Annotated in this window: 23 protein-coding genes; 15 read left to right on the forward strand and 8 right to left on the reverse strand. The window is 43.1% G+C overall.

Going from position 1 to position 24,394, the window contains the following annotated elements; all coding sequences use genetic code 11:
- Positions 1-9: 9 nt before the first annotated feature.
- Together ACED53_RS01855 and ACED53_RS01860 are read right to left on the reverse strand one after the other, a co-directional pair.
- Positions 10-486, reverse strand: a complete 477-nt coding sequence (locus tag ACED53_RS01855) for a hypothetical protein (RefSeq protein ID WP_017099774.1) — start codon at positions 484-486, stop codon at positions 10-12.
- A gap of 342 nt (positions 487-828) precedes the next feature.
- Entirely contained in the window at positions 829-1,077 is a 249-nt protein-coding gene (locus tag ACED53_RS01860) for a hypothetical protein (RefSeq protein WP_009844760.1), read from the reverse strand.
- Positions 1,078-1,329: 252 nt separating this feature from the next.
- On the opposite strand from ACED53_RS01860, the gene ACED53_RS01865 reads away from it, so the two are divergent.
- Positions 1,330-2,934, forward strand: coding sequence for a mechanosensitive ion channel family protein (locus tag ACED53_RS01865; RefSeq protein ID WP_017099775.1), 1,605 nt, complete (start codon positions 1,330-1,332; stop codon positions 2,932-2,934).
- 180 nt (positions 2,935-3,114) lie between these two features.
- Complete coding sequence (locus tag ACED53_RS01870; protein ID WP_017099776.1) at positions 3,115-3,948, forward strand: RecX family transcriptional regulator; 834 nt, start codon at positions 3,115-3,117, stop codon at positions 3,946-3,948.
- Between the two features lie 94 nt (positions 3,949-4,042).
- Here the strand turns inward: ACED53_RS01870 and ACED53_RS01875 are convergent, their stop codons facing one another.
- A complete protein-coding gene (locus ACED53_RS01875) occupies positions 4,043-4,837 on the reverse strand; it encodes a response regulator transcription factor (RefSeq protein WP_017099777.1) in 795 nt (264 codons plus the stop codon).
- Between the two features lie 304 nt (positions 4,838-5,141).
- Between ACED53_RS01875 and ACED53_RS01880 the strand changes: the two genes are divergently transcribed.
- The 3 genes from ACED53_RS01880 to ACED53_RS01890 all read left to right on the forward strand — a co-directional run bounded on the left by ACED53_RS01880 (position 5,142) and on the right by ACED53_RS01890 (position 7,718).
- Positions 5,142-6,014, forward strand: a complete 873-nt coding sequence (locus tag ACED53_RS01880) for a DUF3187 family protein (protein ID WP_017099778.1) — start codon at positions 5,142-5,144, stop codon at positions 6,012-6,014.
- A 155-nt stretch (positions 6,015-6,169) separates the two neighbouring features.
- Positions 6,170-7,210 carry a hypothetical protein gene (locus tag ACED53_RS01885; RefSeq protein WP_009844765.1) on the forward strand — a complete coding sequence of 347 codons (1,041 nt, stop codon included), beginning with the start codon at positions 6,170-6,172 and terminating at the stop codon, positions 7,208-7,210.
- 196 nt (positions 7,211-7,406) lie between these two features.
- Complete coding sequence (locus ACED53_RS01890) at positions 7,407-7,718, forward strand: hypothetical protein (protein WP_029222827.1); 312 nt, start codon at positions 7,407-7,409, stop codon at positions 7,716-7,718.
- A gap of 94 nt (positions 7,719-7,812) precedes the next feature.
- Here the strand turns inward: ACED53_RS01890 and ACED53_RS01895 are convergent, their stop codons facing one another.
- The gene (locus tag ACED53_RS01895; protein WP_017099779.1) at positions 7,813-9,660 is read right to left on the reverse strand and encodes a M3 family metallopeptidase; all 1,848 of its coding nucleotides are present in this window, start codon (positions 9,658-9,660) and stop codon (positions 7,813-7,815) included.
- A 221-nt stretch (positions 9,661-9,881) separates the two neighbouring features.
- Between ACED53_RS01895 and ACED53_RS01900 the strand changes: the two genes are divergently transcribed.
- The 3 genes from ACED53_RS01900 to dbpA all read left to right on the forward strand — a co-directional run bounded on the left by ACED53_RS01900 (position 9,882) and on the right by dbpA (position 13,129).
- Positions 9,882-10,475, forward strand: coding sequence for a hypothetical protein (locus ACED53_RS01900; protein WP_017099780.1), 594 nt, complete (start codon positions 9,882-9,884; stop codon positions 10,473-10,475).
- 217 nt (positions 10,476-10,692) lie between these two features.
- Positions 10,693-11,601 (forward strand): aldo/keto reductase family oxidoreductase, encoded by a 909-nt coding sequence (locus ACED53_RS01905; RefSeq protein ID WP_012601001.1) that lies wholly within the window; start codon positions 10,693-10,695, stop codon positions 11,599-11,601.
- Between the two features lie 148 nt (positions 11,602-11,749).
- On the forward strand, positions 11,750-13,129 hold the full coding sequence (gene dbpA / locus ACED53_RS01910; protein ID WP_009844770.1) for an ATP-dependent RNA helicase DbpA: 1,380 nt from the start codon (positions 11,750-11,752) through the stop codon (positions 13,127-13,129).
- Between the two features lie 140 nt (positions 13,130-13,269).
- Here dbpA and ACED53_RS01915 read toward each other — a convergent pair whose 3' ends face one another.
- On the reverse strand, positions 13,270-13,443 hold the full coding sequence (locus tag ACED53_RS01915) for a hypothetical protein (protein ID WP_009844771.1): 174 nt from the start codon (positions 13,441-13,443) through the stop codon (positions 13,270-13,272).
- Positions 13,444-13,704: 261 nt separating this feature from the next.
- Between ACED53_RS01915 and ACED53_RS01920 the strand changes: the two genes are divergently transcribed.
- Positions 13,705-14,541, forward strand: coding sequence for a DUF6279 family lipoprotein (locus tag ACED53_RS01920; protein WP_017099781.1), 837 nt, complete (start codon positions 13,705-13,707; stop codon positions 14,539-14,541).
- A gap of 83 nt (positions 14,542-14,624) precedes the next feature.
- On the opposite strand, the gene ACED53_RS01925 is transcribed toward ACED53_RS01920, so the two are convergent.
- The 3 genes from ACED53_RS01925 to ACED53_RS01935 form a co-directional block, all read right to left on the reverse strand.
- A complete protein-coding gene (locus ACED53_RS01925; protein ID WP_017098680.1) occupies positions 14,625-15,248 on the reverse strand; it encodes a PolC-type DNA polymerase III in 624 nt (207 codons plus the stop codon).
- 70 nt (positions 15,249-15,318) lie between these two features.
- Entirely contained in the window at positions 15,319-15,720 is a 402-nt protein-coding gene (locus ACED53_RS01930) for a PPC domain-containing DNA-binding protein (protein ID WP_017098681.1), read from the reverse strand.
- Between the two features lie 111 nt (positions 15,721-15,831).
- On the reverse strand, positions 15,832-17,028 hold the full coding sequence (locus ACED53_RS01935) for a DEAD/DEAH box helicase (RefSeq protein ID WP_010431064.1): 1,197 nt from the start codon (positions 17,026-17,028) through the stop codon (positions 15,832-15,834).
- Positions 17,029-17,452: 424 nt separating this feature from the next.
- Here ACED53_RS01935 and ACED53_RS01940 point away from each other — a divergent pair, with 424 nt between their 5' ends.
- The 6 genes from ACED53_RS01940 to ACED53_RS01965 all read left to right on the forward strand — a co-directional run bounded on the left by ACED53_RS01940 (position 17,453) and on the right by ACED53_RS01965 (position 24,211).
- Positions 17,453-18,619: an ABC transporter substrate-binding protein gene (locus ACED53_RS01940; RefSeq protein WP_029224023.1), complete on the forward strand. Its 1,167-nt coding sequence runs from the start codon at positions 17,453-17,455 to the stop codon at positions 18,617-18,619.
- A 5-nt stretch (positions 18,620-18,624) separates the two neighbouring features.
- Positions 18,625-20,325: an ABC transporter permease gene (locus tag ACED53_RS01945; RefSeq protein WP_017099428.1), complete on the forward strand. Its 1,701-nt coding sequence runs from the start codon at positions 18,625-18,627 to the stop codon at positions 20,323-20,325.
- Positions 20,291-20,941: an ATP-binding cassette domain-containing protein gene (locus ACED53_RS01950; protein WP_012603669.1), complete on the forward strand. Its 651-nt coding sequence runs from the start codon at positions 20,291-20,293 to the stop codon at positions 20,939-20,941. Before ACED53_RS01945 ends, ACED53_RS01950 begins: the two co-directional genes overlap by 35 nt.
- Positions 20,931-21,548 (forward strand): CDP-alcohol phosphatidyltransferase family protein, encoded by a 618-nt coding sequence (locus tag ACED53_RS01955; protein WP_017099429.1) that lies wholly within the window; start codon positions 20,931-20,933, stop codon positions 21,546-21,548. Before ACED53_RS01950 ends, ACED53_RS01955 begins: the two co-directional genes overlap by 11 nt.
- 211 nt (positions 21,549-21,759) lie before the next feature.
- The gene (gene bluB / locus ACED53_RS01960; RefSeq protein ID WP_017099782.1) at positions 21,760-22,416 is read left to right on the forward strand and encodes a 5,6-dimethylbenzimidazole synthase; all 657 of its coding nucleotides are present in this window, start codon (positions 21,760-21,762) and stop codon (positions 22,414-22,416) included.
- A gap of 139 nt (positions 22,417-22,555) precedes the next feature.
- The gene (locus tag ACED53_RS01965) at positions 22,556-24,211 is read left to right on the forward strand and encodes an ABC transporter substrate-binding protein (protein ID WP_017099783.1); all 1,656 of its coding nucleotides are present in this window, start codon (positions 22,556-22,558) and stop codon (positions 24,209-24,211) included.
- The last annotated feature ends 183 nt before the right edge of the window (positions 24,212-24,394 follow it).

Raw genomic sequence — 24,394 nt, forward strand, 5'->3', positions numbered from 1 at the left:
CCCGGTTATTTACTCTCTAAATATACAGTGCTTTAGATGTAAGCGGTGTTTTGTAGGTCGAGAAGAGCGATGGTTATCTCTAGACAATCTCGATATGTGTGGTGATAGGCTGTACGCAACCGCAATAAACAGGATAAAAGGAATCAGCCAACCTGTTTTAGGTGTTGCGAAGGTGAGCATTTTGGAGCTTAGGCTGCACGCGCTAGAGTTTGGCGCTGACAGAGTTTTAGAAGCTTCTGAACCAAAAACGCTGGCATAGAGCTCAGACATTTTATCGAAAGATGCGCCGATTGCTTGTGGGTGGCTGGTTTCTGCGCCGACAAGTATTGATTGTCCAATTAGGGAAGCTGAAGTGGTTACTTTGTTTGCAGACAGCGTACTCGCCAGACAAGTTACGATAACCAGTCCGGTAAGGAACAGCGCCCAAAGCGAATGCTTTTGTCGGCGGTTCTGTGTGGATAAGATAAGTAGCGATGTGTTCAGCAAATCAGTCAGTAATCTAATCAGTTAATAGTTAATAGTTAATAGTTAATAGTTAAAGCGAGCTCATTGAATTACGGTTAGCTTAAATAAGATCTCTTCGAGTCACAAGTCATGAAATTGTTAAAGTGAAACGATGCATAAACGCGATATACCGTAGATACACGATGCATAAACAACAACTCACGCGAATACGACATTGAGTTCTAGATAAAGTTCACAACAACTGGAAGTTATCGCTAATTTATCCTGTATAGAATGCTCTATTCATCATGAGGAGATACAAAAAAGCCCAACAGATCGCAGATGGACATATTGGGCTTTAACCATTGGTGCTATTGGAAAGATTTAGTGAGAACGGCGAGGACCGTTGCGCACAAGGTCTTTACCATTTTCAAAGATTTCTTTAGTGATCCAGCGAGCGAGTAAAACCTTGTGACTGCTGTTGAATACTGCAACGAAATGACGACCATCAGAATTATTGGTGGCCATACCTACGCCTTCAACGTCTTCAAGACCTAAGCCCCCTGCTTCTACTGAAATTAGGAATTGCTCTAGCTCTTCTAGAGACTCAATAACATCAAGTTCGTTGTTCATTTTTATGCTCTTTTGCTGTGAGCCAACATAGGATTTAAGGCGATTTAGTACATGCACCTAAATGACGATATTGGCTGTTGTTCTTTGTTGGTTGCGTACTCTACAGGTCATAAGAGGGGATTGGAACTCTCAAATATTAGATACAGGCTGATAATTTGCAAAGTTTTAACACAACATACGTTTAAATGCTTGTTATCCATCTTCTTTTTACTACTATTTATAGGGTCAATTTAGACAATAATAGGAATTAGTATGATGAAGGTTTGGCGTTGTCTATTGTTAATGTTGGCGTTTGTCGCATTTGGAAGTTTTGCGCAAAGCGTCGATAAAATAGCAGAAGTACAAGACCAGCTAATGCTGGACCTAGCCACATTAGAAACAGCGCACGATGCTGAAAAGCCGTTTCTAGAAGACATATTGCGAAGAAAGAACCAAGCACTACGCAAAGAGATATCCTCCCAATTATCATCTGATAAGAAGCAAGGCTTAGACGCTGTTCTTGCCCAGCAAGTAGAGCTTTTACAGCATTTACTGTCATTGAACGAAGTTAAAATTGTCTCTATGAGCAAAGACAACCGTTCGGCTGAAGGGGATGCAAAAAAGCGTCTTGAATTGTTGATTCAAAAACGTATCGGAATGATGGATGACTACTATCAGCAACTTTCTAAGACCTTAAGTTGGTCAAAAGATCGAGGCGTTGATGTATCGGCTGCGGAAAGTCAGTTAAAAACCGCACTAGTTTCTCGTTCGCAATATCTGACAAATGCGATTCTCTACACAGACACGCAGCGTCAAGATTTAGAGCGCCGTTTGTCTTTTGTGAGTGAAGAAGAAAAGGCGACGATAAAAACTGAATTAATACGTTTCAGAGAACGAACCAGCGTTATGGTTGCCAGCTTAGAGAAAAGTATCTCCATGATGGTGCCATTTGGTGTGGATGTCACCTCGTACAAGCGTATTCTATTAGCGACCACCGGCGACATTAACGCTGATGTATTGGATGTTGATGTTGCACTGGAGTTGTTGGATGGTTGGCTTCGTTCATTCAGTTCATGGGCTTTTGAAAATACCCCTTCATTTATCGTTAAACTCGCGCTTTTCCTCGGTATTTTGTATGTAACTCGCCTTATTGCTAATGTGGCTCGTAAAACCGTTCGTAAGAGTGTTTCGCACTCTAAAATGGACTTCAGTGTATTGATGCAGGACTTCTTTGTATCAATTGCATCTAAAGCGGTCGTGTTTGTTGGTTTGCTGATCGCCCTGTCTCAAATAGGGATTGAGCTAGCACCACTATTAACGGGTTTCGGTGTTGCGGGTGTCATCATTGGTTTTGCATTGCAAGATACGCTGTCTAACTTTGCATCGGGCTTGATGATCTTGATCTACCGTCCGTACGATGTTGGCGACATGGTCAAAGTCGCTGGTGTTCAAGGCACTGTAAAAGACATGAGCTTAGTATCGACAACCGTTCAAACCATCGATAACCAACGCTTGGTGATCCCAAACAACAAGATCTGGGGTGACGTGATCAACAACATCACAGCAGAGCGTGTGAGACGTGTTGATATGGTTTTTGGTATCGGTTACTCAGATGATATCGATAAAGCAAAATCGGTATTGAACGACATCATTCTTGCTCACCCTCTAGTGTTGAAAAAACCAGAGCATATGATCAAGCTTCACACCTTGAATACGTCTTCAGTTGATTTTGTTGTAAGACCTTGGGTTAAGACAGATGACTACTGGGAAGTGTATTGGGATGTGACGGAAACCGTGAAGAAACGCTTCGATGAAGAGGGCATCACGATTCCATTCCCTCAACGTGATGTACATGTTTACAATCACGAAGAGAGCTAATCCAAAAAAACTAAGTACGGCTTAAGGTCGATTTCTACTTAATGTGATATCAAATGGACGCTGAATAAGCGTCCATTTTTATTGGCTGCCGCTTATGTTGATCTTCATTCTTTTATGTCACTCAACCGCCTTAGAATTAAGTTATGATGAGGTAGGCTTAGTTTGGACAGTTGAAAGCGAATGAATGATTCACAGCAAAAAACGAATAGTAGAAATACAACGGTAAGAAAAGCGACGCGAATTGAAAGTGTTATGAACTCTGCGATGTGGCATTTAACTCAGAGGGATATGACGGAAAGTGAGTTGGTAGCGAAGCTGAAAGTGAAAACCGACAATCAAGAATGGATCGATGAAACGTTGAATACTTTGAAGGGCTTTGGGTATCTCAAGTCTGACCAAGTGTTTGCTGAACAATTCGTAGAACAAGCGTTCTCAGGTGAATTTGGTTCTCGGTATATTGTTGAAAAATTGAAAAAGAAAGGCCTGATGGATTCAGTGATTTCTGATGCTATCCATAAGGTGTCTTTCGAAAAGTCTATTGATGAACAAACTATCTTGATAGACAGAATCAACCATTACTACACAAGCTTTACCATGAGCCGTGAAAAGCTGGTTGCGACGCTGCAAAAGCGTGGTTTTAGCTATCAACAAGTTAAGGTAGCGATTGACCAGCACCCACAAGCGCATGAACTGAAGAGCAATATTCAAATTAAGGCAGAGAAAGCCGATTTGGAAAAAGAAGTGCTTAAGTATGCTCGTAAAGGCAAAGGCTTGACTGCTATTCAGCAAGAGCTTAGACAGCGACAAATAGACACGAGCGAACTGTCATCGTTAGTCGATCGGTTAATTAACGAAGAGCAACTGGATTTTTACTCTTCGTGTTTAGAACAACTACAAAAGAAATCTTATGACCTCAACGATCACAAAGAGCGCTCAAAAGCTTACGCTATGCTAAGTCGAAAAGGCTTTTCGTCGGATGAAATTAAATTTGCTCTGAGTGAAGGTAACGAGTAACCAGTGTCCTTAAACTCAAGAAATACAGAACCTTGAGATATAAAGAGCTGAAGGTCATCGAACACAGAATGATTTACAGGGTCAACAGATTGCTTTAACGCGTTGTGTGCAGGTTTTCTGTAATACCTAACCCATTACGCAACGCGAACTGAAGAAGGTCATTGTGGTTGTTCAAATCGAGTAATCCAAGCATTCTGTACTTATGCGATTCTATAGTTCGAGAGCTTAGATGGAGCTGTTCCGCACACTCTTTTGCACTTAGGCCTTGAGCAATAAGGGCCAACACTTTGGTCTGCTTCTTGGTGAGTAAGAGTAATTTGTCACTGTCATCTTCTAGCCGATTCTCATTTTGCTTTAATGTTCTGGCTAGTGTTGAGTGCTGCCAATAACAGAGCCAAAGCTCACAGACTAATTTTAAGCGCTGGATGTCTTCGAGATCGAAAGTGGTATCGTTGTCGTGAAAGTTAGTAAAAGACAGTGCTCCCCAGCGTTGGTTAAAGAGTTGCAAAGGAATGATGCAGTGCCATCGCCCCCCTTCTTTGTATAACTGCTTTAATACGTAATTCTGAGTGTTCTCGAGGTCGTCTTTCGAAAACGCGAGATAAGTTTTTTTGGTCTTTAGCAGCTTTAAATAATCAAGATAGTTGCCACCAATGAGATTCTGTTTATTGACCGGGGGTATGTTCGCTTTCGATACTGAACAAGTCTTTCCGTCTTCCAGTAAGACCATTGAGTTAGGGTAGAGTGTTAAACGATCCATCCCAAACCAATCGAGTACGTCAAAGCTCGCTTCTGACCAAGTAGCTTGAAAACACTGAGGATCGCTATTGATGAGAGTCGTCGATTGCTTCATCAACAATTGTTCAAAATTTAGGTTAGTAGCCGACATACCTTTCCTCTATCAATATATTCATCAGGTTAATATACCGAAGACTATGCGTTCGTAAAGCACAGTGCAAGATAAGATGTTTACATTTTCGAGAGGTTCTAATTTTCGTTTTTTTATAACTCTTTAATCTAAATGTTAGGATGATAAGCGGTAGATCTACTGCATTAATTGAACGGTGTTTTTTAATAAAATCGGGCATTTATACAACCGAGTAAACACTGTGATAAGTTTAAGGGCGTTACTGAGTATTTCAGTCTCGATACTGACTTTTTTTCATCCTACTGCAAGCGCGAACGCATCCCCAATGTTTGTCTATGCGCAGTCACCTATTCATTCAAATGTGCTTTCAACACAACTTCGTTCTGCTCAGCCCAAAAGGGTGGGGACTATTGAGTTCAAGTCCTCTTATACCCAAGCCAGTATATGGGCACACACGAGTGCGTATTCGCTCGACTATTATCAAAACCAGTCAAATATTGCGATTGAGTGGCAAGCATCTCCAATTTGGAAAACCGAGCTGGATTATCGAGTTGTGACTGCAAAAGATAATGGTTTAGCCAGTTTTGTGATGGGTTTTCACGATCTGTTTGGTATTGGACAAAATGGCCGTGATGAAGTGGCTGAAGATCAGTTCACCATGGATTTTAATCATGCAGGGGTTCATGTGTCTGATTTTGAGGGGGATGATTTAACCAATGCGCTGACTTTTTACAATGAGCTTCTGTTGCATTCTAGAGGGCCGATGTCGCTCTCTGCTGGTGGCTCTTTATTTTACAACAACGTAAAAAGTGGCCGGTTTGCCAGAACTAGCTTCGAACAAGGCGTCCAATTTAACTACAGCTTTATCACCTTAAGGCATAACTTTTTTTCAACGGTAGGTTTGGTTCACCGTAACGGTGATGACTACTTAGTTAGTTTAGAGGGGTTCAGCGCAAGTTGGGCATTAGGGTATGAGTATATGTTTAATGCTCGGCACAGTTTGTTAGTTGAGTCTTTAAATTATCAAGGGTGGGCAACGGATGAACCAGATTTTTCAGAGCCGTCTAATGAAGTGGTGCTCGGTTATAGGTACCGATTCAATAGGTTTAGTTTAGAAGCCTTGATGACAGAGAATATTCGCAATATGGATAACAGCACTGATATTGGGTTTACGATTGGGTTGCGCTTCTCAATATAAAAGTAATATCAACATATCATTATGTAATTAAATTCATCGCAACGATAAAATTCCAGTAGTTTTACGGTATATCCACAACACAAATTTTTGAACAATAGCGCTACTCCAAAAGGCCGGACTAACAAGGCCGAATCAATATATAGGTAGTGGTTATTATGAAAAAGACATTAGTAGCACTTGCGATTGCAAGCATTTCAAGTTCAGCTTTCGCGGTAAATACAAGCAGCCAAAACAGCCAGAATGAAGACATGTTCGCATTTGATTCAATGCATAAAGATCAATTCTCAGTATCTGGTGCTATGGGTGTTGGCGGTTACTACGACACTGGTTCTAAAGCATTCTACGATGACTGGGCTACAGGCCTAACACTTGCAGTAAACTACCGTAACAACCGTATTGTTGGTTACTTCGAAACAGACTTGATGGTGAACTACACAACAGACAATAACGTTTCAGCGAATGATTCAGTTAACTACAAGTGGACAAATGGCATCGATACTGGCCCTGCTGCTGATGTAGACAAAGCTTGGCTTGGTTTTGACACTGGTTTCGGTATCGCTTCATTCGGTTGGGAAAATGATACAGCACTAGATAAAGTTGACGGTGCTGGTGATAACACTTACGAGTTTGGCGCTTCTGCTGGTGATGCTTCTGACGGCTTCAATGTTGTTAAGTTCCAGGGTGCAACAAGCGGTATCGCTTACGGTATCTCTTACTTCGAAACGAAAGATTCTCGTAACAATGATAAGTTCGACAAAGGTGTGAACGGCTACATCGGTCTAGAGCAAGAAGTATTCAACCTATACGCAGGTTACGAAAATCGTGATTACGAAGCTAATTACGAAGTTTACACGGTAACTGGTAACGTAAAAATTGGTGACCTAACACTAGGTATGAACTCTTGGATTGATGACGCAGATTCTGAGAAAGACACGGGTTACTACGTTTCAGGTGGTTACGCGGTTTCTGAAGACCTAACAATTGCAGCTGGTTACGCCTCTAACAGCAATGAACTTGATGGCCAAGCGGACGTAGATGCTTCTTACATCAACATCGCGGCAATGTACCGTATTGCAGACAACGCTGACATGGGTATTGATATCAAACAAGATATTGATGGTGCACGCATGGGTTCAACTAGCGCACAGTACGACGAAGAAACACACGTATTCGCAGCAGCTTACTACTACTTCTAAGCTCTTAATAGCTTAATAGCTTAATAGCTTAATAGCTTAATAGCTTTGAGAGCTTAAGAACTTTAAATCTGATTGCTATGGTGTGTCGCATGCCCGGTCGTTACACCATGTTCTCTTCGTTTTGCCGTTTAAGTATCCAACCGATATGTGGTTTGGCACTCAGTGTTATGAGTGGAATGATAATCTGGAGAATGTAATGGTTAAGAGCATTACTGCCAAGGGTGTTATTTACGGAAATGACACTCTGTTTACATGTAAACCGAATCGAAATGGATTATTTGAATTGGCGCGTAAACATGGAAGAGTTGCAGGTACTCGCCCGCAAGATCTCAAGAACAAGGTTTATGCTGAATCTCTTGATGAAGCTTGGAATTTACTCAAAACAGAAAAGTTTTATATTGTTTTGACAGGGCAGATATGTGGTATTCATAGGAAATCACTAAGAAGCCTTGATTCTGTCGACATTATTTTTGATGTTCAATCTCGTTTAAATTGTGTCACTGTGTAGGGTCGATGCTGTAAATAAAAAGGACGATTAAATATCGTCCTTTTTTTCGTTTGAGTTTTTTGGTTCAACCTTGCTTACAGATGCTCAGCACCCGCTATCGGCCGTATTGCCCAACGATAAAGTGTTCAAACTCATCACACATTTGAGAATTTGATTTGTCGTTATTCGCTAATTCAGTTGCTCCATCGACGATCGATATCTTCGCATTCAAATCAGCGACTGGTGCTCGCTCTCTTGTCGACAGCTGTTTGATTTTTTGATCTTCAATAGCCCAAGCTTCTTCTGGCGATAAGTTGCACTCGTCAGCGAGGTACTTGGCATTAAAACCTTCCCCAGTCAGGCTTTCGATTGTCCCATTATGATTCACACTATTGCCTTGGTGCCAATAGTGCTTAGCTAACAAAGGGCCGATCTCTGGGTTATCCGTTAAGTAGCCAAACTTATCGGTGAAATAAGCACGTGTTTGATACACCGCCATGTGTGCCAATAGGTAGCCCTGGTAAGCGCATGAGGCTTCATCCGACAGTAGATGTGGAATCGCCATCAATGGGCGAGGGCTACAAGCCAATCCCAGAATCGTTTTCTCGCTGCTACGAGCAAGATCAGTGATCTTTTCAGGGGTTAGATCTTCATCCGCCAATTCGTAAAGTGCTCGTTCGAAATAGGGAACAACAAGAATGCTTCGTTCTTGGTAGGCTCTGAACGGTTGTTTGTTATCGATGATGGCTTTGATTAGCTCATCAGCTACTGCTTGGCCTTCTGAATCCAGGGCATACTGTTTTAGCCAATCGGCGTCATTCAATAAGCTGTCACAGAACATGGATTGAGTTTCGGCATAAGCCATCGATGTTGGTGCAAATTCTTGAGAGAAACAAGGCGCGTTCATTTTAACATTAGCGAAATGCGCAGCGTGGCCGCCCTCGTGAAACAGCGTATTGATACCATCATAGCCGCTGCCGATTTGGTCGGGCTTGGCGTTGCTCGTGAAGTTAACTTGAGCGGCTACCCAAGTATCTTGGTCGTAGAAAGAAGGTATTGGCCCATGACAGAAACCGTTTGGATACTTTCCTTTACGATCAAGCAAATCTAATTTCAATGTTGCTTGTGAGTATTCGATATTAAGACGACCAAAAGACTCAACCCAGCGTCTCAGTGATTTTGAAAAGGGTACATAAGGGTCGAGATCATTCATAACGTCACCAGCAAAAGAGTAGGTGAAATTATGGGCTTCTAGAGCACTCTGACCTTTTTTCTGAGTTAAGCTCTCTAGGCTTTGTTGATGGTTATCTCGCGTGCGAACTTCAAAGTCATCCAGAATTGTAAACAGTTGCTCAGTTGTCATCTGCTCGGTTTTAACGACGGAATAATCAAAGAAGGTTTTAAACCCCAGTGATTGAGCAAATTGGTTACGTTTTTTGATGAGTTCAATGAAGCCGTTAGCCAGCAGCCACTGCTCTAAACCTAATAGTGTTTGGTGAGCTGAAAGCCTAACTTTTTCATTACTATTGGTTCTTATTGTTGAACCTAGAACCGGTAATGACCCTTCTGTGTGTTCGCCCGCTTCATTCACGTAAGTCATTACATGATTCTGTTTTTTCTCAAACAGTTCAGCCTCAAACTTTATGAGTTCGGCTTTAAGCTTCTGTGACTGCTCAGACTCAATAGCGTGAGATCTAAAGGTCGCTAACCAACCATTCAAGCCTGTTAGCGTGCTCTCTTTTTCTTGAGGGTCTTGAATTTCTTCGATAGTAGCGAGTTGCGTTTCGATAGCAGCAATTTGCTCGGCAGAGCTAAGAAATTCAGTCCACTGGGTCTGCGCGAGTGTCGAGCCATCATGGTCGTCACTGATCCCCATATAAGTATCCCAAAAGAAGTCTTCTTTCGCTTTATGAGTCGCAAGATACTTTTGGTTCAATTGGTTGAGATAGTTCGTTGCAGTCATGGACGTTCCTTGTAAATTATTCATTAATTTCAACATTATGACACATTCATGGGGTGTATTGTGTGACGACAGATATAACAGAGTGCAACTCTTCTTAGTATCAAGTTTGTTAATCTTATCTTTGAGCAATATTTTTAGTTTTATAGATGTAAATCGAGCAGTTGTTTGTTGATTGGTCACGTATAATGCACGCTCCATACCGCGTGAAATAAGCACAAATAATGAGAACTCTTCCTAGCTTAATCCTACCTTTGTTATTGACTCTGAATACCCTTTCATTTTCTGCGCAAGGGAGTGAAAGCTGGTGGTTACGGACGGTATTCAATAGCAACCCAACTCAACCGAGTTCTCAAAACTATATTAACGATATCGATCTTATGGATTGTGGCGAAGTTGAAGGCACTCTGTTGTGCAGTGACTTAACCCAATATTACGATTTGGATGTTTATGTTGAACTGGAGTTGGGTGACTCAAGCGTCGAAGTGGTTCGCCTTAATCTGCCATATTCGAACCTAAGTTACACAAAGCTTCAGGCATATCTTCGTCAAGATGGCTTTGCTCTCAGTTCAATTCGCATTGGAGAGGATGATTTTGATGTCGTCGCTCAACTCGAACAAGCGAAACGTGAGGGAGTTGGTTACGACAAGGTAGATAAACAACTCGTAGAATTCATCAACTCACCACATCATTCCTCTGAGCAAATGAGTGTATGGAATGTGCCTAGCTCTTCCTCATCTTCTTCTAGTTCTTCAGCCCCTTGGATTCAGTTACATAGTGATGGTGACAACTTAACGGTTGAACTAAATCGCTTTTAATTGCTCAAATTTATAGATGGTTTCGTCATTCATCAGAGTAAACAAGCCTTTCAGGAGAACGGCTCACGGGCAGACAGCAAGTTATAATTCATTTAAGTGTTCGTTTTTCTGTGGCTCTCACATTTTTAGTAAGCGTTTACCTTTGCCATTTGTTATACGTTGAGCCTTCGGTAAAACGAGCTTAGGATACGTTCAGTATTGATAAAGGAGACAACCCATGGTTGCAAAAGTAACGGTAGCGCCACAAGGCCCAGAACTTTCTGAGCTGGTGCAAGGATACTGGCGTACAGCTGAGTGGGGTATGACCCCGCAACAACGTCTGACTTTCCTAAAGCAGCACATTGATCTTGGCATCACAACGGTTGATCACGCGGACATTTACGGTAACTACCAATGTGAAAAGTTGTTTGGTGAAGCATTAGCGCTTGAGCCGAGCCTTCGAGATGATATTCAAATCGTCACCAAGTGCGACATCAACTTGTGTGGTGACCACACTCCAGATCGCAAGATCAATCACTATGACACCAGCGCGCACCATATTTACCAATCAGTAAATAACTCTCTAGAGCGTTTGGGTGTAACCGAACTTGATGTATTACTGATTCATCGCCCTGACGTATTGATGGACGCGGATGAAGTAGCAGAAGCGTTCGCTGAACTACATAAGGTAGGTAAAGTTAAGCACTTCGGTGTCTCTAACTTTTCACCGCGTCAGTTCGACTTACTGCAATCTCGACTAGGTAAGCCACTAGTGACTAACCAAGTTGAAATCAACCCATTGAACTTCGAAGTAGCTCATGATGGCACGCTAGATCAACTGCAGATGAACCGTATTCGTCCAATGGCGTGGTCTTGTCTCGGTGGTGGTAGCATCTTTAGTGGCGATTCAGCACAAGCGATTCGTGTTCGTAATGAACTAGAAGCCATTCGCCAAGAAGTGGGTGCAGATAGTATTGACCAAGTAATTTACGCTTGGGTTCGTCGATTACCCTCTAATCCGATTACTATTATTGGTTCCGGTAAGATTGAGCGTGTGAAAACGGCCGTTGATGCACTGAAAATCGAACTGACGCGCGAGCAATGGTATCGCGTTTGGGTTGCCTCAAAAGGTCACGGTGTGCCATAAGAAGTAATTCGAAAATGACGATAAGCCAGCCAACAAAGCTGGCTTTTTTGTGTTCGCCTAACCTATTTCTTCAAAACTGTGATTAAGGTGGAATAATTTTCAAAAACACTCATAATGCACTCTGTTTTTCACCAGTTGGATATTTCCATTGAGCACTTCAAAATTCTCTTCAATCGCCCTTAAGCCAGAGCTTCTAAATACGTTAGATTCTCTTGGTTATACTGAAATGACGCCTATTCAAGCGTTAAGTCTTCCTACTATTCTGGATGGCAAGGATGTTATCGGTCAGGGTAAAACGGGTTCAGGTAAAACAGCTGCTTTTGGTTTAGGCGTGCTGCAAAACCTACGCGTTAAGCGTTTCCGTGTTCAGTCTTTAGTGTTATGTCCGACTCGTGAGCTTGCAGACCAAGTAGCAAAAGAGATCCGTACTCTTGCTCGTGGTATTCACAATATTAAAGTGCTGACACTATGTGGCGGTATGCCAATGGGCCCACAAATTGGTTCATTAGAGCATGGCGCACACATTCTTGTGGGCACTCCTGGTCGTATCCTGGACCACCTAGAGAGAGACCGTATTGACTTGTCTGAGTTGAACACACTTGTGTTAGATGAAGCCGATCGCATGCTGGAAATGGGTTTCCAAGATGCACTAGATGCTGTTATTGAAGCTGCACCAAAAGATCGTCAAACGTTATTGTTCAGTGCAACTTTCCCTAAACAGATTAAATCTGTTGCAGACCGCATCATGAATAACCCTGAAATGGTGAAGGTTGAATCAACACACGATCACTCAAGCATCCAGCAACACTTTTATAAGGTTGAAGGTACTGAAGCTCGTGATGACGCACTAGAGCTAATGCTTCTTCATCATCAACCAGAGTCAGCGGTTGTGTTCTGTAATACTAAGAAAGAAGTACAGAACGTAAACGACGAGCTAAGCCACCGTGGCTTCAGTGTTATTGAGCTTCATGGCGACATGGAACAGCGTGAACGTGACCAAGCTTTGGTTCAGTTCTCAAATAAAACCATCTCTATCTTGGTTGCAACAGATGTTGCTGCTCGTGGTCTTGATGTTGATAACCTAGATGCTGTGTTCAACTTTGAGTTGTCTCGCGATCCTGAAGTTCACGTACACCGCATCGGTCGTACTGGACGTGCAGGAAGCAAAGGCGTCGCTATCAGCTTCTTTAGCGAAAAAGAGATGCACCGTGTTGCTCAAATTGATGAGTACATGGATATGCCAATCGAACCGTCTCAGTTACCAGCTAAACCAATTGCTAAGCCGTACTACTCAAACATGGTAACGATCCAGATTGATGGTGGTAAGAAAGCGAAACTTCGCGCAGGTGATATCCTTGGTGCGTTGACAGGCCAAGGCGGTATTGATGGTAAATCAGTAGGTAAGATCAACTTGTTCGCGATGCGCGCTTACGTTGCTGTAGAAAGATCAATGGCTAAGAAAGCACTAGGCAAAATCGAATCAGGTAAGATGAAGGGTCGTCAATTCCGCGCCCGAATTCTGAAATAATTCGAGACTGAATCCCTTTGCTGCGATATGTCTAATTAACGAGATTGCTTCTTAATGACATTGCAGTAAAGGGTGTTCCACAAAATGCCACTCAAGTTTACTCTCTTAGGTTTATCGACCTAGTTCTCTTTACCAAAGCATTATTCATCGGGTCTTATCGAATAAAGATCGTTGATATGTTTTCCCTCGCTAAGATACCAAGTCATCGCTTCCTTTCGATTGTGAACCAATATCGTGATTGTGGTTATTGAACCATCGTCAAAATAACAAAGCTCATATTCTAAATCGCTTGGATGATCAGGAATAGCGGCCATAGCTCCCCTCCCAAATATCAATCATTTGAAATACGCCAACCCAACTCATTTATAGGGTTCGTATTGCGTCAAATGAGCAATAAAAATCAAGTTACATCACTGCCATTAATTATTTTTAGTTTAATCATTTGCCGAAATAGTTAGATTAGCAAGTCTGAGTCTCAATTTATCCGAAAGTTTTTACGAGAACCCGATTTTGTAGCTAATGTTATAAGATCGTCTTGAGGTTCGTTGTTGAGTAAAATGTTGTGAGAGGGTGTAATGAGAAAGTGTCGTTGGTTAGTCTTATTAAGCTGTTTTCTTTTCTCTGGCTGCGGGACTAAATTTGCCTATAACAATATAAGCTGGTTTGTCGTTAGCTATATTGAAGACTTTGTAACTCTTTCCAATAGTCAGGAATCAGAGCTCGAAGAGCGCCTCGACTTATTACAGCAATGGCATAAAGAAACTCAACTGCCGTTATATATTTCGCAACTGCAAGTGATCCAAAACACAGATCGTTCTGATATGAATTCTGCTTTTATCTCTGAACAAAGTGACAAAATTAAAGACCATATTCGTTCAATCGCTAATAAGTTCTCTCCTGATATTTATGCATTAAGTATGCAGCTTACCCCTGAGCAAGATAAGGAATTCTTAAAGAACTTTAGAGAAAAGCAACACGAGTATTACGAAGAAAGATTATCATTGGATGATGAAGATTCGAGAGAGCGATATCGGAGTCGAATAGAAGATAGGCTAGAGCGATGGTTAGGGACGGTATCGAAAGAGCAAAAAAAGATTATTCTTGCTTGGTCCCAAAAGTGGGTAAATACCAACGATAACTGGCGCCAATATCAAAATAATACCTACCAAGATTTATCGACACTGATGGAAAAAAAAAGCGACTTAGATATAGCTCAGCCGATTATTATGAACTTACTTTTGAACAATGAAGCTTATTATCCTAAAGAACTGGAGTCTAAGCTTGATAAGAATATGCAGACATCAGCCAATTTTTTAGTCGATATCGTAGAAAGCAGCACTAATAAGCAGTGGGCTTATTTCATGGGTGAATTAGCAAGCCTTAAAGGAACATTTGAATCACTGCAGGAGTAGAGTCTTCTTTCGTTCCAAAAGGCTAGTAGTTATCCATGTGACTAGCCTGTCAATCAAACTTGAAGGGGAGAGAGTTTAGATATTTAATTTCTGTTGCTCATCAGCAGCTTTGGAATAGAGCCTTTAGCGGTCTTAGATATTTTCTGCATCAGTTGAAAACTCGGCTGTTGAATGCCGTGGTCACTTTGAAGCTCATCAATCATCAATAACCACAACCGTGCTGTCATTTCTGAATCGGCTAACGCTCTGTGGAAAGTACCGTCGTTGTCGATATTCTTAAAGCGCACAAGGTCGCCTAGCTTATGAGTCGGCGCATCTTGGATTAGGCGGCGAGCAATCAACATTGAGCAAGCGAACTTGCCTGTGTAGTCTCGGCCAATAAAGTCTAATTCCGCATCGAGAAAGCGCTTATCAAACGATGCATTGTGAGCAACAAGTTGGCTGCCTTGGATAAAGTCTGCAAACTCATCCATCACTTCACTGCAACTGGCCGCTGTGCTTAACATACGGTTACTGATTCCGGTATAGCTTTCAATGAATCCACTAACACGAAACCCTGGGTTCATGAGTTGCTGAAAGGTGTCGACGACTTCGCCGTTAACTAATTTAACCGCACCGATTTCAATCGCTCGGTCACCCATGTTTGGTGATAAGCCTGTGGTTTCGAAATCGAGAACGATAACGGAGTCTGCGGAGTTTGGAGCCATCGTGTTTCCTAATTACTATTGGGTGGTATCGCTTTATATGAGGCGTTTGGTGCTGCTATCAGTGAAGCTATTATGTGTTACTGCTGATAGTGAGCTCAGTGTAACCCGTCGTATCATCATGCTCTCTGTTGAAGGTCAAAGTATCGTAACGGTGCACAATTAATTCAGCGGTGGTGGCGATAATCGTTCCCTCAAGCAGATGCCCACCAATCACATTGCCATTTTCATCAGCAACGGATAGGTGAACATGCTGGTGGTTCGGGGTTAGCGTCGCCATAAGTGACACAATTTCGAACGGAGCTATAATTAGCTTGGTGTTGTTTGCATTAGCCAGACGAATATTGAGTTGAGAAACACACCCGACACAAGACGCGACAGAGCCCGCTGAGATATTGTGCGCTGTCACTAGCTTTTGGATCTCAAGCTTTAGGTCTTGGCCTCGGGTTAATCTCGTTGCGATAGGAGTGATCATCTTATTGCCTCAATTTTATTTGTATTTCTAAGAGCAAAACGAAGCCACATGGGCTTCGTTTTATTTTCATTTTGGCTAATGCGACTTTTTCATTTCTATAGCTGAAATTACTTAGTCTTGTTGCTGCTCTCTTTTCTTCTTAGGAACGAAGTTCAATACAGAGATTGGCACTTCTTTGCGTGGTTCAAAACCTTCAACAACACGACGTTCAATCAAGTGACCAAGACGTTTTTCGATAATGCACAGGTTCTTGAAGTTGTCTTTCGATAGGAAAGAGATCGCTTCACCAGATGCATCAGCACGGCCAGTACGACCAATACGGTGAACATAATCATCTGCTGGGAATGGGATGTCGTAGTTTACTACGCGGCTTAGATTATCGATATCGATACCACGAGCAGCAACACCTGTCGCAACTAGATATTTTAGACGACCTTTCTTAAAGTCAGCCAGAATCTTTTCACGAATCGCTTGGCTACGTCCACTGTGGAAAGCTTCAGCTTGGATGCCACGTTTTTCAAGTTGGGCAACTAGCTTAGCCGCGCCGTGTTTGGTCTCGATAAAGATAAGCGCTTGGTCCCATTCACCGTCAGTGATCATGTGACTTAATAGCGCAGATTTGCGGTCTTTATCGACGGTTACCAACCATTGCTCAATGTTCGCTTTAGAAGCGTCAGTTTTGGCAATTGAAATCTCTTCCGCTTCACTGATTGCGCTTTTCGCTAGCGCACGAACTGGCGTTGATAGCGTTGCTGAGAACAACAGGTTTTGAATGTTTTGTGGCAAACGCGCGATAATCTTGTTGATGTCTTCGATGAAACCCATGTCTAGCATGCGGTCTGCTTCATCAAGAACCAGTACTTCAACTTCATCAAAATGAACGGCACGTTGTCCGTACATATCGATCAAACGACCTGGAGTTGCCACAAGAATATCGACACCTTCGATCAAGCGGTCTTTCTGGTGTTGGTAAGATACGCCACCGTACATCGCTAGTGATGTTAGGTTTAGGAACTTCGCGTACTTAGTAATGTTCTGCTCAACCTGAATCGCAAGCTCACGAGTTGGTGTCAGAATAACAGCGCGAATACGTTTTTTACGTTGTGTTTCACCTTTACTTAGCATTTCTAAGATAGGGAGAACAAAGCTCGCAGTTTTACCTGTACCTGTTTGTGCAGCAGCAATTAGGTTCTTACCAGAAAGCACAATCGGAATTGCTTTTTCTTGAATAGAGGTTGGCTTTTCATAGCCTTGTTTTGCAACGGCTTTAACAATAGGTGAGCTTAATCCAAGCTTGGAAAATGGCATAAGTTTCTCGGTATGATTTGGCTAAATAGCGATGGAAAGGTTCAACAATCTTATACAAGGATAAGATTAATGGCGGCATTCTACCATGTTGCTTGTGTACTACTAGGGCATGTTGACCTTTCGAGCTGATTTTTGCAGCGAGTTGTTGGGTATTTATACAAGGCAGAGGCTTTGATGTGTAGCTAGCCTACATGAGAAGCCGATAACGTAGTAGAAATGACCAGCAAACGCTGCCCGAAGGGTTCGGCTAAAAGCGTTTTACTCTTTGTTGAGGGAGATTTGCTTAGAGTGACTAGGCTACTTCCCCCTCGCCGCGATTATAACGCTTTTATCTCGAACAAAATTTAACCACGAAAGGTCAACACGCCCTAGGGAGTTTGAAAATACAATGCTCTTGCCCGTTCACTACCAAATGGAAAAGTTTATGAACAAGATAGTAAGTACGTTAGGAATCATGGCAACCGTTGCATACAGCGCAGCCATTTACGCTGATGAAGCAACATCAACCAATAGCTGGAACCAAATAGAACAGCAGGCAGAGGGACAAACTGTCTACTTTCACGCTTGGGGCGGAAGCCAAGAAATTAATCGTTACCTACAATGGGCAGGCAAGGAGTTACAAAGTGACTACGGTGTGACCTTAAAGCATGTAAAAGTAACCGACATTGCTGAAACGACTACTCGACTACTTGCAGAAAAAGCCGCAGGCAAGAACAGCGAAGGCAGTGTCGATATCGTTTGGATTAATGGTGAGAACTTCCGCTCGATGAAAGACAATGCGCTGTTATTTGGACCATTCACAGAATCACTTCCAAACTGGAAGTACGTTGATAAATCTTTACCAATTGATGTCGATTTCTCGGAGCCAACCGAAGGCTTAGAAGCACCTTGGGGCGTCGGACAACTTGTGTTCATCCACGACCAAGAGACACTAAACAATCCGCCACAATCGTTTTCAGAGATGTTGAGCTACGCTCAAGCTTTCCCTAACCGCTTAAGCTACCCTCGCCCACCTGAATTTCATGGCACCAGCTTCATCAAGTCTCTACTGATTGAGCTAACAGACAACAACCCTGCACTGGCTCAACCTGTTTCGGAAGACAACTTCCAAGAAGTTACTGCACCACTTTGGGCTTACTTAGATAAATTCCATAAAGTGGCATGGCGCGGTGGTAAACAATTCCCAGCGGGCACATCGGAAAGTATCCAACTTCTGGATGATGGTCAGCTCGATTTAGCGATTACCTTTAACCCAAATTCTGTCTATTCAGCACAATCAAGTGGCCGCCTAGCTGAAACTACCAAGGCCTATGCTCTAGAAAGCGGTGCTCTGTCTAACATTCACTTCCTTGCGATTCCTTGGAATGCTAATGCAAGTGCTGGCGCTCAGGTAACCATCAACTTCTTGTTGAGCCCAGAAGCACAATCGCGCAAAGGCGACCTCAATGTTTGGGGTGATCCTTCTGTATTAAGCAGCAAGTACCTGACTGGTAGCGCTAAGAATACTCAACAATTTAAATCGATTGATGAACCACACCCAAGCTGGCAAAACGCGCTCGAGAAAGAGTGGCTTAAGCGATACGGTAACTAAAATTCATGCTACGCGCTCTATATTATGTTGTTATAGCTGTGTGCATTATCCCTACGATTCCTGGGGTAGCGGGAGTAGTGGCCTCGTCACTGAGTTTCATCCCGCCCCTAGGTTTAGAGGAACCAACACTCAACGGTTTTAACCAAGTATTTCAATGGGAAGGGGCTTGGCACTCTATTGGTTTGAGCCTAGGTTCAGCGGTCGCCAGCAGCTACATTGCCTGCTTCCTGACCTTTTGTATTCTTCAGGCTTCTTGGGGAAGCAAGTTTTGGAGAAAGATTGAGCTAACGCTATCGCCAATGCTTGCCATTCCGCATGTGGCTTTCGCTATCGGCTTTGCTTTTCTGTTTAGCCCAACAGGGCTTGGCGCAAGAGCCGTGCATCACTTACTTGGTGAATCGGCTACAAGCTCTGAATTGGCTTTGCTGATAAAAGATCCTTACGCGTTTGGCCTAATCATTATGCTCGCACTCAAAGAAGTGCCCTTCTTATTGCTGATGAGCATTTCGATACTTCAACAAATCGATGTTGAACGCATCACTAAGGTCAGTGCCTCTCTGGGTTATAGCCGTGCTCAGATCTGGTGGAAGTGTATTTTCCCACAATGGTTTACCAAGCTTCGCTTCCCTATGTTGGCGGTGCTTGCTTACAGCGTATCGGTTGTCGACATCGCTCTGATCATTGGCCCAACCAATCCGCCGACCTTTGCCGTTTTGGTATGGCAATGGTTTAACGACCCAGACCTTAATCTATTGCCACGAGCTGCCGCTGGCGCCATCGTTTTATTCGGTTTAGCTTCGTTGATCATCGCCCTAGCGCGTCTAATCGAATGGGCAATTCTCAAGTACTTTAGAACTTGGCAATATTCAGGCAGAACAGGTATTAACCTTCCAGGAAAAACGATCTTCGCAGTGCTTGCTGCATTGTCACTACTGATCATTCCACTAATGGGGATTTGGAGTGTTGCCCAACGTTGGCGTTTCCCTGATTTACTTCCAAGTCGCTACAGCATGCGTTTCTGGGAGTTTGAGTGGGATGGCATCATGAGCACCGTCGGGCAAAGCTTGTGGATTGGCCTTATTGCCGCTTCCGTTGCTTTATTACTCGCGCTGGTAGCTCATGAGTACCGAATCAAATACAAGTGGCAAGTTCCGGGCTTTATTATCGCGATTCCCATGTTGATACCTCAACTCTCGGTATTGTTCGGCATGCAAGTGACCACGCTTTATATCGGCAGCAGCGCCTATGAATTTTGGGTAATTTGGGCGCATGTTTTCTTTGCTTTCCCGTTTGTGTATCTGTCTTTGGATGGCCCTTGGAAAAGCTTCAATGACGGCCTGATAAAAGCCTCGTTGAGCTTGGGTAAATCGCCATTTCAAAGCTGGTACTCCATCAAGCTGCCTATCTTGTTACCCGCTATTGCCTTTGCTTGGGCGGTCGGGATCAGCGTAAGTTTGGCTCAGTACTTACCCACCTTGATGCTCGGCGCGGGCCGTATTAGCACAATCACCACAGAAGCCGTTGCCCTTACCAGTGGTTTCGACCGCAGAGTGACAGCTATCTATGCCATTTGGCAGGCCCTATTGCCTCTGTTCTTTTTCTCTTTAGCGATATTAGTCAGCCGACTTCAACTCAGATATCGCCGTCTTACTTTTAAAGGTTTTCTAACGAATGAGTCTGCACCTCAACGACCTCGCCATCCGTAAAAACGATGGTGTATCGCTGTTTTCAGCGCTAAACGTAACATTAGAATCAGGCCAAGTATTGGCTTTGATGGGGCCGAGCGGCTGCGGAAAATCGACCTTGTTGGACGCCGTAGCTGGGCACTTAAATGATGAGTTTTCGTATTCTGGCACCGTTATTTTGAACGACATTCAGCTGGATGACCTTCCATCACATCAGCGTGAAGTCGGTATTCTTTTTCAAGATGACTTGTTGTTCCCTCACCTCAAGGTATGGGAAAACTTGGCGTTCTCTCTGCCTAATTCAATTAAGGGCTCCGCTCGTCAACAGCAAGCTATGGCTGCACTAAAAGACATAGAGCTAACTCACTTGGCAGAGTCTTTCCCGGATCAAATATCTGGCGGTCAACGTGCAAGAATCAGCTTAACTCGTATGTTATTAGCGAAGCCGAAGCTCGCCCTACTCGACGAACCGTTTAGTAAGTTAGACCAAGAGTTAAGAGCACAATTTCGCGATTGGGTCTTCGAACAGCTGACGAAAGCAAATATCCCAACATTAATGGTCACGCACGACGAAGCTGACGTACCTCAAGGGGCGCAAGTGCTGTCTTGGCCATGGAGAAGTCATCATGCTGGATAAGTACTCCATCAAGGTCATTAAGTGGCCATTAAACCAATCAGCTAAGTTGCTGAGTCAATTCGGTATCACGGCAAATCAAACCACCTTATTTGGCTTTCTGGTCGGGTGTTTAGCGTTTCCGGCGTTGGCATTTCAACAATACGAATGGGCGCTAGGCTTCATTGTGTTCAACCGAGTATGTGATGGGCTTGATGGGGCTTTGGCTCGAATCCAAGGCATCAGCGATGCGGGCGGTTTTCTCGACATCAGTCTCGATTTCCTTTTCTATTCGTTAATTCCTTTTGGCTTTGTTATTGCGAACCCAGAACACAACGCCATTGCCGGTGCGTTTTTGATCTTCTCTTTTATCGGTACTGGCAGCAGCTTTTTGGCGTTTGCCGTGATGGCAGGCAAACGAGGCATCGAAAACCCAGTCTATAAGCATAAGTCTCTGTACTACATGTCAGGGCTAACCGAAGGCACTGAAACCATCGCTTGTTTCATCGCGTTCTGTATTTGGCCTCAACACTTTGCTGTTATCGCCTACACCTTTGGCACCGCGTGCTGGCTAACTACATTCATGCGAATTTACTTTGGATTCCAGACACTCAAGGATCAAACTAGCTAGGGCGTGTTGATCTTTCGAGCTGATTTTTGCAGCGTTTTACTCTTTGTTGAGGGAGATTTGCTTAGAATGACTAGGCTACATATCCCTCGCCGCGATTAAAACGCTTTTATCTCGAACAAAATTTAACCACGAAAGGTCAGCACGCCCTAGCAACATAGACACTTTAGTTGGATAATACTGGCTCAATAAGACGACGATAAGACAGGGATGTATGGAAATTACGCCGAATGAACGCGATGCAGTATATAAAACGATTTTTTCTCGCCGAGATGTTCGTGGTCAGTTTCTTCCTGATGAGATCCCAGAAGACGTTTTGATGCGTGTGCTAACCGCAGCGCACCATGCTCCCAGTGTTGGCTTTATGCAGCCTTGGGATTTTGTCGTTGTCCGTGATATCGAAACCAAGCAACAAATCAAAGCCGGTTTTAATCAGGCTCATGCGGAATCCGCGGAAATGTTCACCGATGAAAAGCAGGCAATGTATAAGCGTCTAAAGTTGGAAGGCATCGTCGAATCACCGATCGGTGTCTGCGTGACTTGCGATCGCAACCGAACCGGAAAGGTCGTGTTAGGTAGAACCATCAAACAAGAGATGGATCTGTACAGCACCGTGTGTGCGGTTCAAAACCTATGGCTGGCAGCTAGAGCCGAAAACCTAGGCTTAGGGTGGGTGAGTATCCTGCATGACTCAACACTGCGAGACGCATTAGATATACCAGAAAACATCGATATTGTGGCGTACCTGTGCATTGGTTACGTTGACCACTTCAAAGATAAGCCAGAACTTGAAACCATGGGTTGGTTACCAAGAAGAGACGTGAATTCAGCGATTCATGAAGGTAAGTGGAGCCCTAGTAAAACGGAGTGATTAAAGGCTTTTTTATCTAATTTATTGATATTTAAAGCCAAAACTTGTTATAGATATTTCAGTGTAAAGTTGAATTTATAAATTCATACTGATATTAATGACATTTGACATTTGACATACAGCTCTAGTCTGGAATTCAATGAACGACGCTAACTTACGTAGACTTCAACAACTTATTGCAAAGTATGAAATAGGTGAAGAGTATCATCTAACGATCGATGATCTCGAACACTCGCTATCGACTTCTCGCAGAAACACTTCGATCATTCTTAAATGCTTATCGGAATATCGCTGGATTTGTTGGATTCCGTCTAAAGGGAGAGGGAAGCTTAGCCAATTTAGAATTTTGGTCAGCTTTCCCGAAGCATTAGAACAAGTGTTAGCGCTTCAGTTAGAACAGGGGGGCTTTAATGTTATTCCCCGTCTTCTAGAAAGCTATGGTGATGCGGCAATAAAGGCACTGACGCTAGCGACTGAAAAACATAGTCTGTTCAATCAACAACATGACCATTTACTGATCACTCAATATCCGTGGGTCGATAACCTTGAGCCAGCCAAAACATACCGAACTGGTGAACATCACATCTTAAGAAGCCTCTACAATACGCTACTCGTCCAAGATCATGATGGAAATCCCCAAGCGAGCCTCGCGCACCATTGGAAGATGGAAGGGCGCTTTCTGCATTTTTGGTTGAGACCGAATGTGTTATTCCATGACGGTGAAACTTTAACGGCCAAAGATGTTGCTCAATGTTTGTTGCAGCTAAAAAATATTGAAGGTCCGGTACAGTCTTTATTTGATCAGGTCAGTGATGTTCAAGTGGTGGGTGATAAACAACTGACTATTGAGCTGACATACGCAAACCCAATGTTTCTCCATGCTTTGACTAGTCCACACGCGTCTATTTATCGTCGTAAGCGTACCTATTTTTCGAGTGGCCGCAGTGCCTATATCGGAACAGGACCTTTCTCATTGGATGATTGGAACGAAGAGCGCTTGGTTCTTAAACGTCACCGAGGTTACTTTGCTCAAAATGCCTTGTTAGAACAAATAACGCTTACCGACATAGAAGGTTTAAATGACCACACTCTGAGTTTTAATCAATCTGGCGTCGCTGAAGAAACCACCATCAATGCACTTTCGTATCTTGCGGTTAATCGTAGAGAAAAATCAGGTATAACCCCTGAAGAACTCGACAGGCTGGTATCGTTTATTAAGTCCAGTAGTAAAGAGTTCGATGCTGATATGGTGGCCGATGACTTGTCTTTCTCGCTTAGCGAACTAGCGTCCAGTAATCCAATTCCTAATTTGACGGGCACTGTTGTCCTAACACGACCTAGAATGACGATTCCTTTACTTCAAGAGATGGCTGATTGGCTACAACAAACTATTGTAAAGACAGGTGTTGCTATTGAAGTTGTTGAGCTTCCCAACATCAGTGACTCTAGCTCCATGAGTGAGTCGGCAGACTTGTTATTCATTGAAGAAGTTATCGAACAGCCAGCCGATTATGGCCTTTACGATTGGCTACTTGCTTCATCTGGGCTTAGATTCATTTTCAACAGTTCTGAGATGAAGGCGCATTGCGAGAGAGTTAGAGCCGCTGTGAGTGGCGAGAACCTAATGAGCGACTTGAAAGAGATTGAAGATTCGCTTTATCAACAGAAGTTACTTTGTCCGTTATTTCACGGTAAAGAGAAGGTTTTTAATAGTGTTGAGGTTCATGGCGTAGAGGTTAACCAAACCGGTTATAGTGATTTTTATAAGCTTTGGATAACTTCGAGCGAGAAGTAGTTAGTCCATTTTTACTCCATTTACCCATTTTTTAGTTTCTGTTCAAAATGAAAACATGCACGAATCGGCTAGCACTCTTTCATGTTTCTTTTGAATACCAATCGTTATTATGGCTGGTCATGACTATCACAGTCATTCTCGGTCATCCCCCAATGGCAACCCTACTTATTAATGTATTTTATT

Origin of the sequence: Vibrio sp. 1F169 (assembly GCF_041439605.1) — a bacterium.
In the GTDB taxonomy this organism is placed as follows: Bacteria; Pseudomonadota; Gammaproteobacteria; order Enterobacterales; family Vibrionaceae; genus Vibrio; species Vibrio tasmaniensis_A.